We start from the raw sequence: 12,385 nt of genomic DNA on the forward strand, positions 1-12,385 counted from the left end.
GAACAACAACCTCAGGAGAACCCCAATGAAATACACTGCCACCACCCTGCTGGCCCTGGCCTGCTGCAGCGCGCACGCGCAATCTTCCGTCCAAGTCTATGGCGTTGCCGACGCCGGCATCGTGCTCGAACGCGGCGGCGCCGCCGGCAATACCTCCAATGTGAGCAGCGGCATCGCCTCCGGCTCGCGCATTGGCTTCAAGGGCACCGAAGACCTGGGCAATGGGCTGTCGGCCGGCTTCGTCATCGAGAGCGGTTTCGCCATGGATACCGGCGCCTCCGGCCAGGGCGGCCTGACTTTCGGCCGCCAGTCCTTCGTTTCGCTGGCCAGCCCGCTTGGCACCATCAGCGCCGGCCGCCAGTACTCGCCGTACTACAAGGCCCTGCGCGACATCGCCGATCCCTTCGCCGACGGCCTGGCCGGCCAGGCTGCCAACCTGATGGTGCCGAACCGCCGCATGGACAACTCGCTGCGCTACGCCTCGCCCAAGCTGGTCGGCTTCTCGACCGAGCTGGTTTACAGCGCGGGCGAAGTGGCAAGCGACAGCACCCGCAAGCGCGCGCTGAGCGGCGCCCTGAATTACGACGAAGGCCCGCTGGCGCTGTCGCTTTCGCACTTCCGCCGCGAGAGCGCCACCTCCGGCCTGCATGCCTATAACACGCTGCTGGCAGCGCGCTACAAGCTTGGCAACTACCAGCTGCACGCTGGCTATGCCTCCAACCGAGGCATGGGCACGGTGGGCGGCGGCGGCAGCAGCACCCTGTCGAACGGCAGCAGCAGCCCAACGGGCACCGTGACCAGCGCCACCAGCGTCATCACCGCCGGCACCATCGGCATTCCGGGCGCCTCCAGCCGCGACCTGGTGCTGGGCCTGTGCGCCACCTTCGGCCCACACAGCTTTGCCGGCTCGGTGGTGCAGCACATGGACCGCAGCGCAGCCAACCAGGATGCGCGCCAATATGGCGTGGCCTACCTGTACGGCCTGTCCAAGCGCACCGACCTGTACGCCGCCTACGGCCGCATCAATGGCCACAACGGCGCCCCTTTCACTGTCGGCAACGCCACCGACGACGGCAAGGGCCAACGCGCCTTTAACCTGGGGTTGCGCCATCAACTGTAACTGAGGTTTGCTATAGTTGGCTGTAATGCCAGTCCAACCCGACATCACCGCAACGCTCCAGGCGCAACCGCGTCCGACGCAACACGTCCGTACCCTGTTGGGCCTGGTGCTGCTGGCAGGACTGGCCCTGCCCTACCTGGCTTACTGGTGGGCCGACAGCGCAACGACCGAGCGCCTGCGCGAAGCGGGCGCGCAAAGGCTGGAGGTGTATGCCACCAGCCTGGAAAACCTGCTCGACAAATACGACCTGATCCCGCGCATGCTGGAGCTGGACAAGGACGTGGTCCAGCTTCTGGAGCATCCCGGCGACGAGGATGTGCGCAACAGCGTCAACGAGTACCTGGAAGGCTTGAACAAGAAGGCCGAGTCCAGCAATATCTACATCGTCAACCTGCAGGGCCGCACCCAGGCCGCCAGCAACTGGCGCCAGAAGGACAGCTTCATCGGCGACGACGTCAACTTCCGGCCTTACATCCGCAATGCGCTGCGCGGCCGCCCCGGCGGCTTTTACGGCGTGGGCACCACCAGCCTGGAGCCGGGCTATTTCTATGCCCACGGCATCTACAAGGATGGGCGCATGCTGGGCGTGGCGGCCATCAAGGTCAGCATCGAGAACCAGCAGCGCAGCTGGACGCAGGGCAGCGACAAGGTGGCCCTGGTGGATCCGAACGGCGTAATCTTCCTCAGCTCGGACCCCGAGTGGAAGTTCAAGGCGCTACGGCCCCTGTCGGCAAACGTACGCGCCGAACTCGAACAGACGCGCCAGTATTTCGCGCAAGCGCTGCCGCCGCTGACGCTGAAGCACGACGAAGCGCTGGCCAACGGCGACCGCCTGCTCGTGATCCGCAGCAGCAATGCACCGGGGGCGGCGTCGACGCCCCTGATGCTGGCGCAGACACGCTCCCTGGCGCCGCGCGACTGGACCTTCATCTACATGTCCGACCTGAACGCGGCGCGCGGCAATGCCAGCCTCGCCTTCCTGTTCGCGCTGCTGGCCTATGGCTTCCTCATCCTGCTGTTCCTGTACTGGCGCCAGCGCCTGCGCGCCAAGGAAGAGCTGGAGCGCATGGTGGCCGAGCGTACCGCCAGCCTGGCGCGCATGACGCAGGACTTGAGCAAGGAAGTCGACGTGCGGCGCCAGGCCGAGCAGCAGCTGCAGATCACGCAGAACGAGCTGTTCCAGGCGGGCAAGCTGGCGGTGCTGGGGCAGATGTCGGCCAGCATCACGCACGAGCTGAACCAGCCGCTGACCGCGCTGCGCACCATGTCCGACAACGCCGTGCTGCTGTTTGAGCGCGGCCGCATGGACGATGTGCGCAACAACCTGAAAACCATTTCGCAGGTGGTGGCACGCATGGGCACCATCACCGGCAAGCTGAAGGGCTTCGCCCGCAAGTCGAATGCGGAACTGGGCCCGGTGTCGATCCATACCTCGATTTCGAACGCCCTGGTGCTGGTGGAGCGCCGCATCCAGCTCGACAAGGTCACCTTCCAGCTGCGCATCGACAAGGCCGATATCTATGCGCTGTGCGACAGCAACCGGCTGGAACAGGTGCTGCTCAACCTGATGACCAATGCCCTGGATTCGATGGCCGGCTGCGCGGTGCGCGAACTGGTGCTGGAGGTGAGCAGCAAGCCAGGCCGGGTCCTGATCCGCGTGGCCGACAGCGGCCCGGGTCTCAGCGAGGAAGCGCGCGAGCGGCTGTTCGAGCCGTTCTACACCTCCAAGCCGCAAGGCGAAGGCCTGGGACTGGGGCTGGCAATTTCAGAACAAATCATCCGCGATTTCGGCGGAAGCTTAAGAGCGGAACAGGCCAGTACCGGCGCCTGCTTCGTGATCGAATTAAAAGAAGCGCAGGAGACGTGATGGACAATATACAAGTGCTACTGGTCGAAGATGACCCGACCGTACGCGCTGGCAGTGAACAGGCACTGGAGCTGGCCGATTTCTCGGTGAGCAGCTTCGAAAGCGCCGAACCGGCAGCCCAGCTGCTGCAAGCGAACAGCCCGGTGGTGCTGGTGAGCGATGTACGCCTGCCCGGCATGAGCGGGCTGGAATTGCTGGAAGCGGCGCGCGCCATCGATGCCGACCTGCCGGTCATCCTGGTCACCGGCCATGGCGACATTTCGATGGCGGTGCAAGCCATGCACGACGGCGCTTACGACTTCCTGGAAAAGCCCTACTCTTCGGAGCAACTGGCCGACGTGGTTCGCCGCGCCGTCGACAAGCGGCGCCTGCAGCTGGAAGTTCGCGCGCTGCGCCAGAAGCTCGAGCACAGCGAAGGCATCGAGGCCTGCCTGCTGGGCAATACGCCCGCCATGCAAGCCTTGCGCCAGGTGATCCTGGACGTCGCCGGACAGCCGGCCGACGTGCTGATCTATGGTGAAACCGGGACCGGCAAGGAACTGGTGGCACGCTGCCTGCACCAGTTCAGCGAGCGCGGCAGGCATCACTATGTACCGCTCAACTGCGGCGCCATCCCCGAAACGATTTTCGAGAGCGAACTGTTCGGCCACGAACAAGGCGCCTTCACCGGCGCTGCCAAGCGCCAGATCGGCAAGATCGAACACGCCGACCACGGCACGCTGTTCCTCGACGAAATTGAAAGCCTGCCGCTGGCAATGCAGGTCAAGCTGCTGCGCGTGCTGCAGGAACGCTCGATCCAGCGCCTCGGTTCGAACGCCCCGGTAGCGCTGGACATACGTGTCATCGCCGCCTCAAAAGAAGACCTGAAGGAGTTTTCCGACCAGGGCAAATTCCGCAGCGACCTGTATTACCGCCTGAACCTGATCGTGCTGCACATCCCGCCACTGCGCGAGCGCCGCGAAGACATCCCGCTGTTGTTCGAGCATTTCATGATGGACGCGGCAGCGCGCTACAAGCGTCCCTGCCCGGTCGTGCCGCCCGCGCAGATGCAGCAGCTGATGGCGCAGGACTGGCCCGGCAATGTGCGCGAGTTGCGCAATGCGGCCGATCGCTTCGTGCTGGGGCTGTCGGCCTCGACGGAGAATACGGCGCCGGCTTCGCTGGCGGACCAGGTCGGCGCCTTCGAGCGCATGTTGATCGAGCAGGCGCTGCGCGCGGCCGGCGGCAACGTCGCCGCCGCCTGTACCGCGCTGAGCCTGCCGAAGCAGACCATGTACCACAAGATGCAGAAGTACGGCCTGGCGGCCGAGGACTACCGCTGAGTTATTTGACGTCCACCAGTTCGACGTCGAAGATCAGGGCCGAGTTGGCAGGAATGCCCGGCATGGAGCGCGAGCCATAAGCCAGTTCCGCCGGGATGATCAGGGTGCGCTTGCCGCCCACCTTCATGCCGACGATGCCCTGGTCCCAGCCCTTGATCACTTTGCCGGTACCCAGCTTGAAGTCCAGCGGCTCACCGCGCGGGATCGAGCTGTCGAACTGGCGGCCGCGCTGGTTCTTGGCCAGGGGACGATACAGCCAGCCGGTATAGTGCATGAACACGGTGTTGCCGACATTGGCTTCGGCGCCCTTGCCGATCTTGTGGTCGGTGACGATCAGTTGCTCGGCGGCGGGGCCCGGCTGGGCCGAACCCGGCACGACCGGTCCTGGCTGGGCCGACGCCGCGGCTTCGGCTTGCGCCGCAGGTGCGGCCGTCGCGGCTGGCTGGGCCGGGGCAGGTTCTTGGGTAGGCTGCTGTGCCTGCGCCAGGCCGGCGGCGCACAGGAATGCGAACAGGATCGAAGTGCGTTTCATGTATATTCGTTAAGTGGTTTTAAGGCGGCTGCCATGATAGCAAAACAAGCTGTGCACAAACTGTTTTTTGCGCTCTGGCCGGACGATGGGGTTCGCCAGGCCTTGCTGCGCCTGCAACAGCCGGTGCACGGACGGCTGATTCCGCCGGAGAAACTGCATCTGACCATGGCGTTTCTTGGCCAGCAGCCGGCGGAGGCTATGCCTGTCTTGCTCGACATCCTGCATGCAACGCATGTGCCGCCGTTGCAGTTGACCGTTGATTGCTATGGCTACTTCAAGCGGCCGCAAATTGCCTGGGCGGGGACGAGTGCGCCGCCGTCAGGGCTGCTGGCCGCGCAGGGCGAGCTGATGTCGCGGCTGGAGGCAGCGGGGTTCAGCGCCGCGACACATGGCCAGTTCAAGCCGCACATCACCCTGGCGCGCGAGGCGCAGGAGGCGCCTGCGGATTTCAGCGGCGTACCGGTGGTGTGGAATGTGCAAGGGCTCGCGCTGGTGGAGTCGATGCCGGATGGGCGTTACGTGCCGCTCGCCCAAAACCGGCCAATCGATGTCTGACCCGCAGGGTCAGACACCGGGCTGCTGCGGCTGCGGGTCAGACACCGGTTTACCGGTTTCAGCCTGCTCAGCCAACTTGCGTAACAAATGCCCCGCGGCCACCATGCCAAACGTCGCAGTCACCACCATCGCCGAGCCAAAGCCAGCGCAATTAATGCCCGTCAGTCCCGGCTTCGTCGCCGCCTTCTCATCGCCATCGACGGTGCAGGCCTCCCCCGTCTCGGGAAACTTCAAAGGTTCCATCGAAAACACCGCATCGACCCCCAGCTTGTTCTTGGAATTCGGCGGATAGTTGTACTGGCTGCGCAAACGCCGCCGCACCTTCTTCAGCAAGGGCTCCTGCTCAGTCTTGGACAAATCGCGCACCTCAATCCGGGTCGGATCGGTCTGCCCGCCCGCACTGCCGATCACGATCAGCGGAATCTGCTTGCTGCGGCAATAGTGAATCAGCGCCGTCTTCGATTTGGCCGAATCAATGGCATCCACCACATAGTCGAATTGATGCGCCCCCACCATCTCATCCAGGTTATCCGGCGTGATGAAATCCTCCACCTGCACCACTTCGCAGAATGGGTTGATCTGGGCAATGCGCTCCGCCAGCGCGGTAATCTTGGCCATCCCGATCGTGCCGGACAAGGCCTGGATCTGGCGGTTGATATTCGACTCGGCCACATTGTCGAGGTCAATCAGGGTCAGCTTGCCAATGGCAGAACGTGCCAGCGCCTCCACAATCCACGAACCAACACCGCCCACGCCAATTACGCAGACATGTGCGCCTCGGAAACGTGCGAGCGCTTTTTCGCCATACAAGCGGGCAATGCCGCCAAAACGGCGGTCAAAATCGATATCTTCCAGAACTGGATCAACTATTTGCGGGGAATTCATCCCGACATTTTACCGGACCCGGGCTACAATGTTTTCTCTTGCCAAGTTCACCAGACCTGCTCCATGAGTAATTCCTTGATCGATACCGCCCCCGGCTATGACCAGCCAATCGCTGTCCTGAAACATTGCCACGACAAGATCCGCAAGCAATTGCAAACCTTGCAAAACCTGCTGAGCCACCTGCCGCAGCACGGCCCCGATGCCGCCGCCCAGCAAGCCGCCCAGGCCGTGCAGAAGTACTTCAACAAGGCTGCCCACCTGCACCACGCCGACGAGGAAAACGACCTGTTTCCCTTGTTGACGGCAGCGGCGCAAGGCGAGGATTCTGCCCTGCTGGCCGCGCTGGGCCCGCAAATCCTCGCTCAGCACAAGCAGATGGATCAGGACTGGGCTATACTCGATTCGCAACTTGATAAGATTGCCAACGGTTCCAGCGCAGCCTTGAATGCCGCCGACGTAGAACGCTTCGTACAAGCCTATACCTCGCATATGGAAACCGAAGAGGCGCACATCGCGCCCATGGCCAAACGGATACTCAGTCCCGCCCAGATGACCATCCTGGGCGAGGCCATGCAGCAGCGCCGCGGCATCCTGCCGGCGGCCATCGCCGGCGGAATCGCCCTGGCGGACCTGCGCATGGATTATGGCCGCGCCAGCCTGTCGGAAGCCGACACCCTGGCCGACCCGATTGCGCAGTTTGCCAAGTGGTTCAATGAAGCCATGAAGGCGCAGGTGAACGAGCCCAACGCCATGAGCGTGGCCACAGTCGGCAAGAATGGCCGCCCGAGTTCGCGCATCGTGCTGATCAAGCAATACGATGAGCGCGGCTTCACCTGGTACACCAATTACCAGAGCCAGAAAGGCCAGCAGCTCGCGGAGAATCCGCACGCGGCAATCCTGTTCTTCTGGCCCGAGCTTGAACGCCAGGTCAGGATCGAAGGCCGGGTCGAGAAAACCTCCGCCGAAGAGAGCGACAAATACTTTTACAGCCGCCCGGTGAAGAGCCAGCTGGGCGCTATTGCTTCCCAGCAGAGCCGGCCGATCGCCAGCCGCGAAGCAATGGAAGAGAGTTATGCCGCCGTCGAGGCGGCCAGCGGCGGGCAGCCGCAACGGCCCGAGCACTGGGGTGGTTACCGCCTGGTACCGGACCGCGTCGAGTTCTGGCAAGGGCGCGCCTCGCGCTTCCACGACAGGATAGTCTATGACTTGCAGGACGGTAGCTGGAAAAAGGAACGCATCCAGCCCTGATCCGTCCTTTCACAGGGAAGGGGCAGGGGCATGTTTGTACAAAACCGCATCAATAGCTGGATCAGCAGCATTGCCCCGCAAGTCGCCCTGCCCTTGAGGATAGAGCTGTGGAACGGTCGCAGCTTCGACTTCTCAAAGGAAGCGCCGCGCGTGACGATCCGCGTCCCCAGCCCAGCCGCGGCGCGCTACCTGCTCAAGCCCTCGCTCTCCAACCTGGGCACCGCCTATGTCGAAGGCGCCATCGAAGTGACCGGGCGCGCCGTCGACATGATCAAGGTGGTCAATGCCCTCGCCCGCAGCTCGCTGAATGACAGCAGCAGCCTGGCCCGCATCGCGCGCAACTTCCACCACAACCGCAAGGGCGACGCGGAAGCGATCCGCTACCACTACGACGTTTCCAACGAGTTCTACCAGCAGTTCCTCGACCCGAACATGGTGTATTCATGCGCCTACTTTGAAAATGGCGACGAGGACCTGGCTACTGCGCAGATCAAGAAGATCGACCATATCCTGGCCAAGATCCGGCTGCAGCCGGGACAGACGCTGCTCGATATCGGTTGCGGCTGGGGTGCACTGGTGATCCGCGCCGCCCAGAAGTACGGCGCGCGCTGCACCGGCATCACGCTGAGCGAAAACCAGCACGCGCTGGCACTGGAGCGCGTGCGCGCCGCCGGGCTGTCGGACCTGGTCGAGATCCGCCTGCAGGACTACCGCGACGTGCAAGGCAGCTTCGACCGCATCACCAGCGTCGGCATGTTCGAGCACGTGGGCATCAAACATCTTGTGGAGTACTTCGGAATTATCAACAGGCTACTGACCGACGACGGCCTGGTGATGAACCACGGGATTACGTCGACCGATCCGGATAACGGCGAAACGCCGTATGGCGGCGGCGAGTTCATCGAGAAGTACGTCTTCCCGCACGGCGAACTTGCCCACATCGGCCAGGTGCTGAAAGCCATGCAGCAAGGCCAGCTCGAAGCCTACGACGTGGAAAACCTGCGCCGCCACTACGCCCGCACCTGCGCCATCTGGACCGAGAATTTCGAGGACCACGAAGAGAAGGTGCGTGAGCTGGCGGGCGACAAGCGCTTCCGCATCTGGCACGTCTACCTCGCCGGCTGCGCCTATGCCTTCGATCAGGACTGGATCAGCCTTTACCAGATTGTATGCGGCAAGGCGGGGCGGCATCCTTCTTCGTTCCCCTGGTCGCGCCGCTACATCTATGAGAACCAATAAGCCCATGGAAGTGATGGGATTCGCGCGGCGCACATCATGACTTGTGCAGCAAAGCGAAAGTGCCTTTATGATGTCGCTGCAAGACCACTCCATTTTCCGCGACCATGAAACGACTGCTGCTGGCCATCCCACTCTCGATGCTGTGCTTCGCTGCCTCCGCCGGTCCGGTTGATGAAGCACGCTCGCTATTCCAGCAATACTCCTCACTTGAAGCGGCCTTCAATCCCGCAGTCGCAGACCTCTATGCCGACGACGCGCTGATCAAGAACAAGCGCACTTACCCCACCGGGCAAACGCGCGAGGTGGCGATTCCCGCCGTGCAGTACAAGGCGCTTGTGCGCAGCGCCATGCCGCTGGCAAAGACCAAAGGCGACTATAGCACCTACTCGCAGGTCAGCTACTCGGATGAAGGCCGCGGCGTGAGGATCAAGGCGACGCGCTATGCGGTGCTCAAGAAATACGAGAGCCCATTGGCCTTGCTGGTGGCGCCGGATGCCAGCGGCAAGTGGTTGATCCGCGAAGAGATCTCCGAATCGCAGCCTTGAAGAGGCCATCAAATGCCCAACACCGAACACTTTGAAGGCGGCTGCCTGTGCGGCGCCATTCGCTATCGCGCCACGTCGCAACCGCTGCGCGGCGTCATTTGTCATTGCGCGATGTGCCGCAAGCATTCCGGCGCGCCCGCACTGGCGTTTGTCCACTTCGCGAAGGCTTCATTTTCCTGGCTGCGCGCTGAACCAGCCTGGTATCGCTCCTCGTCTTTCGCAGAACGCGGCTTTTGTCCAGTATGCGGCAGCACCCTCGGCATGCGTGAGGAAGTTCTTGCCGACCGGGTGCAGGTATGTGCCGGCAGCCTCGATGAGCCGGATCGCGCCGCTATCCAGGATCACGTATGGACCTCGTCGCAAGTGCATTGGTTTGATATTCGGGACGAACTCCCGCGCTTTGCCGAGAGCAGCTCGGCTGTGCCATCCAAGGCAAAGCCACAATAGTACGTACACCACCTTTCATGAGCCCCACGCCGGAAGCGCCGCACGTCCACATTCTCCCGCTATCGCCAGAGCATGTTGCGCAATATCGCGACCTGGCACTGCACGGTTTCGAACACGAACCGGACGCGTTCACCTCAACGCCGGCAGAACGCGCCGCCCTGCCCTTATCGTGGTGGGAGCAGCGCATCTCCGATCCGCAACAGAACAGCATTGTGTTCGGCGCTATCGCCAACGGGAAGCTGGTCGGCACGGTGGGCCTGGAATTTTCGGTAAGATCCAAGACCAGCCACAAGGCCCATTTGATCGGGATGTACACGCTGTCCGAATGGCGCGGCAAAGGGATCGGCCACAAACTGCTCAGCGCCGCTCTCTCCTGCGCGCGACGCAGGCCAGGAGTCGAGGTCGTCACGCTGACGGTTACCGAAAACAACCACCCAGCGCTTGCCCTCTACCAGGCCGCAGGTTTTCTCAGCTTCGGGATTGAACCAATGGCGCTTCGAACACCGGCCGGCTACAAAGCCAAAGTGCATATGTGGCTTAAGCTGAACGACACAACTGACAGGCGGAGACTGTGCACTTAACTTCTCCTTTCGTACATGACGTCTGACCTCAGGACGTATTTGATGCCCGCACTGATTTCCGCCCCTTGATGCGACTGATTGTGAGGAAAGACCAGCAGCATCCCTTCCTGAGGATGGACGGTCTCCCACCTGAACTGGGTGTCCCCGCCTTCAAAGCCGGCATTCAGGTAGATCAGGAAAGTGAGCATGCTCACTTCATCCGGCGCCTTCTCAAAGTAACCATCCTTATGCCATTTGAAGTATTCTCCCGGGCCGTAGCGATAAAAACGAAATCGTTCATTCAGGCCATGGAGGCGCCACTCGCCGATTGTAGCCGGCAGCAAAGGCGCAGCGCGCGTGAACAGCAGTTCCGCAAGGCAGGGATCGTCGAAGATCACGCGGTCATTATTTCGAATGTCCGTGCGCCGCACCGACCCGCTAGGCAGGTTGACTTCAGAGGGCTGGTAGCCCATCTCCTCGCCCATTTCGATGTAGTGTTGGCATTCGGCCGTGTTGAGGAACTCGCTCACCGTAAAAACGCCAAGACCCAGTTGTTCTGCTTTCATAATGTTGCGTTTGCGTTCTTGTTAGTGAAAATATTACACTAACTTAGTTTTAAATTCCACTAAGTTATTTTTATTTCACACTAAGGCGGCTAAAATGGCCGCCTACACATGAGGACATCAATGGGCAGCCAAGAGACCGAGCAGGAATTTCTGCGGAAATACAATATTCACGACTTCGACGTGCCGCTCACCAGCGTTGACCTCGTCATTCTTACGATCCGCGAAAACGCTTTGCACGTCCTGCTTGTGCGGCGTGGCGAGCACCCTCATAAAGGCCGCTGGGCCTTGCCGGGTGGTTTCATCGACATTCATCGCGACACCGACCTCGATGCCACGGCGCTGCGCAAGCTGCGCGAAAAAACCGGCGTTGATACCCCCTACCTCGAGCAACTGCAAGGCTTCGGCAGCGCCACGCGCGATCCGCGCGGCTGGTCCGCGACCTTCGCCTACTTCGCCTTGATCGGTTCGGACGGCGTGGAACTGCGCCATGGTTCCGGCAGTGAGGCGGCAAGCTGGCATCCGGTGACAGGCCTGACGGCGAAAGGTGCACTGGCCTTCGACCATTCAGCCATCCTCGACGTGGCCCTGCAGCGCTTGCGCAACAAGGTTGAATACACTTCGATTCCCGTGCATTTGCTGGCGGCTGAATTCACCCTGTCGGACCTGCAGCGCGTGTATGAAACCATCCTCGGGCGTGCTGTGGAAAAAAGCGCATTCCGCAAGCGAATCAAGGAAGGCGACTTCCTCGAAGAGATTACAGGCAAGCAGCGCCACGGCAGCAACCGCCCGGCCCAGTTATACCGCCTGCGTACCGGCCACCCGACAGTCTACTTCAACCGCGTAATGGGCACTGGCCAGTGAGGCATGACGAGATATCGCGTCCATATCCGAATGGAAGTTGAGAGAGCCTGTCCGACATCCTGGCAAAAGCCGCACCGCATACGTCGGCCGGGCCAGTGCGCCCGGCAAGAGGCCAGCGCTAGTCATGAGGATTATCGCAAGGCAGTTATCGCGTTCGTCGCCCTATCATCGGCGTGATACCATTTGCCAAATCATTAACTTTAAGCTTGGATAGAGCCGGCTAACGTGCCATGAACAGATTGAACGACGGGCGCTGGAGGTGATACCTGTGCCGAACTCTCGCCTTGTACGCATCCTGCGCCCGCTCTCGTATGTCCCAATCTTGCTTGTCATCAGCTGGCTTGCTTGGGACAGTCTTCGCCCAAGGGGGCAAGCATGTCCAAGCATGTCGTGCGTTGGGCAAGGCCTTGGCGAAGCGATGTTGCTGATGTTTGCACTCTTCGTGGCAATTGTTCTGGGAGCGATTTTCAATATCGTGTCATTCGTGCGCCAGGACACGCCCCGGTCAATGCTGAGAAAGATTGAACTGTGGCTCTTCGTGACGCCGCTTGTCTTGGCGTTAGGACTCGTGATCCTGTTCATCCTCAGATAGTTCTCGTATCATTTGCCATCGCAATCGCCGACGCTGGCGGCATATC

Annotated in this window: 13 protein-coding genes; 10 read left to right on the plus strand and 3 right to left on the minus strand. The window is 61.7% G+C overall.

The window, feature by feature from the left end:
* The first annotated feature begins 25 nt into the window (after positions 1–25).
* Genes ACN9MZ_RS27045 through ACN9MZ_RS27055 form a run of 3 tightly spaced genes read left to right on the plus strand, consistent with a single transcriptional unit; the run spans position 26 to position 4,309 of the window.
* Positions 26–1,120, plus strand: coding sequence for a porin (locus ACN9MZ_RS27045; protein ID WP_426339890.1), 1,095 nt, complete (start codon positions 26–28; stop codon positions 1,118–1,120).
* 25 nt (positions 1,121–1,145) lie between these two features.
* Positions 1,146–2,987, plus strand: coding sequence for a sensor histidine kinase (locus ACN9MZ_RS27050; protein ID WP_426339891.1), 1,842 nt, complete (start codon positions 1,146–1,148; stop codon positions 2,985–2,987).
* Entirely contained in the window at positions 2,987–4,309 is a 1,323-nt protein-coding gene (locus ACN9MZ_RS27055) for a sigma-54-dependent transcriptional regulator (RefSeq protein ID WP_426339892.1), read from the plus strand. Before ACN9MZ_RS27050 ends, ACN9MZ_RS27055 begins: the two co-directional genes overlap by 1 nt.
* A 1-nt stretch (position 4,310) precedes the next feature.
* Here the strand turns inward: ACN9MZ_RS27055 and ACN9MZ_RS27060 are convergent, their stop codons facing one another.
* On the minus strand, positions 4,311–4,841 hold the full coding sequence (locus tag ACN9MZ_RS27060) for an FKBP-type peptidyl-prolyl cis-trans isomerase (RefSeq protein ID WP_426339893.1): 531 nt from the start codon (positions 4,839–4,841) through the stop codon (positions 4,311–4,313).
* Positions 4,842–4,874: 33 nt separating this feature from the next.
* On the opposite strand from ACN9MZ_RS27060, the gene thpR reads away from it, so the two are divergent.
* Positions 4,875–5,396, plus strand: coding sequence for an RNA 2',3'-cyclic phosphodiesterase (gene thpR, locus ACN9MZ_RS27065; RefSeq protein ID WP_426339894.1), 522 nt, complete (start codon positions 4,875–4,877; stop codon positions 5,394–5,396).
* Positions 5,397–5,405: 9 nt separating this feature from the next.
* On the opposite strand, the gene tcdA is transcribed toward thpR, so the two are convergent.
* Positions 5,406–6,281 (minus strand): tRNA cyclic N6-threonylcarbamoyladenosine(37) synthase TcdA, encoded by an 876-nt coding sequence (tcdA, locus tag ACN9MZ_RS27070; RefSeq protein ID WP_426339895.1) that lies wholly within the window; start codon positions 6,279–6,281, stop codon positions 5,406–5,408.
* 63 nt (positions 6,282–6,344) lie between these two features.
* Here tcdA and pdxH point away from each other — a divergent pair, with 63 nt between their 5' ends.
* The 5 genes from pdxH (at position 6,345) to ACN9MZ_RS27095 (ending at position 10,341) form a co-directional block, all read left to right on the plus strand.
* A complete protein-coding gene (pdxH, locus tag ACN9MZ_RS27075) occupies positions 6,345–7,529 on the plus strand; it encodes a pyridoxamine 5'-phosphate oxidase (RefSeq protein WP_426339896.1) in 1,185 nt (394 codons plus the stop codon).
* Positions 7,530–7,559: 30 nt separating this feature from the next.
* A complete protein-coding gene (locus ACN9MZ_RS27080) occupies positions 7,560–8,768 on the plus strand; it encodes a class I SAM-dependent methyltransferase (RefSeq protein WP_426339897.1) in 1,209 nt (402 codons plus the stop codon).
* A 104-nt stretch (positions 8,769–8,872) separates the two neighbouring features.
* A complete protein-coding gene (locus tag ACN9MZ_RS27085; RefSeq protein ID WP_426339898.1) occupies positions 8,873–9,313 on the plus strand; it encodes a hypothetical protein in 441 nt (146 codons plus the stop codon).
* Positions 9,314–9,325: 12 nt separating this feature from the next.
* Complete coding sequence (locus ACN9MZ_RS27090) at positions 9,326–9,760, plus strand: GFA family protein (RefSeq protein WP_426339899.1); 435 nt, start codon at positions 9,326–9,328, stop codon at positions 9,758–9,760.
* Between the two features lie 17 nt (positions 9,761–9,777).
* Complete coding sequence (locus tag ACN9MZ_RS27095; protein WP_426339900.1) at positions 9,778–10,341, plus strand: GNAT family N-acetyltransferase; 564 nt, start codon at positions 9,778–9,780, stop codon at positions 10,339–10,341.
* Here the strand turns inward: ACN9MZ_RS27095 and ACN9MZ_RS27100 are convergent.
* A complete protein-coding gene (locus ACN9MZ_RS27100) occupies positions 10,338–10,886 on the minus strand; it encodes a 2OG-Fe(II) oxygenase (protein ID WP_426339901.1) in 549 nt (182 codons plus the stop codon). The genes ACN9MZ_RS27095 and ACN9MZ_RS27100 overlap by 4 nt on opposite strands.
* A 120-nt stretch (positions 10,887–11,006) precedes the next feature.
* Here ACN9MZ_RS27100 and ACN9MZ_RS27105 point away from each other — a divergent pair, with 120 nt between their 5' ends.
* A complete protein-coding gene (locus ACN9MZ_RS27105) occupies positions 11,007–11,747 on the plus strand; it encodes an NUDIX hydrolase (protein WP_426339902.1) in 741 nt (246 codons plus the stop codon).
* Positions 11,748–12,385 lie beyond the last annotated feature (638 nt).

The sequence above is a fragment of the Pseudoduganella sp. S-14 genome, from assembly GCF_049913285.1.
Taxonomy (GTDB): domain Bacteria; phylum Pseudomonadota; class Gammaproteobacteria; order Burkholderiales; family Burkholderiaceae_D; genus Rugamonas.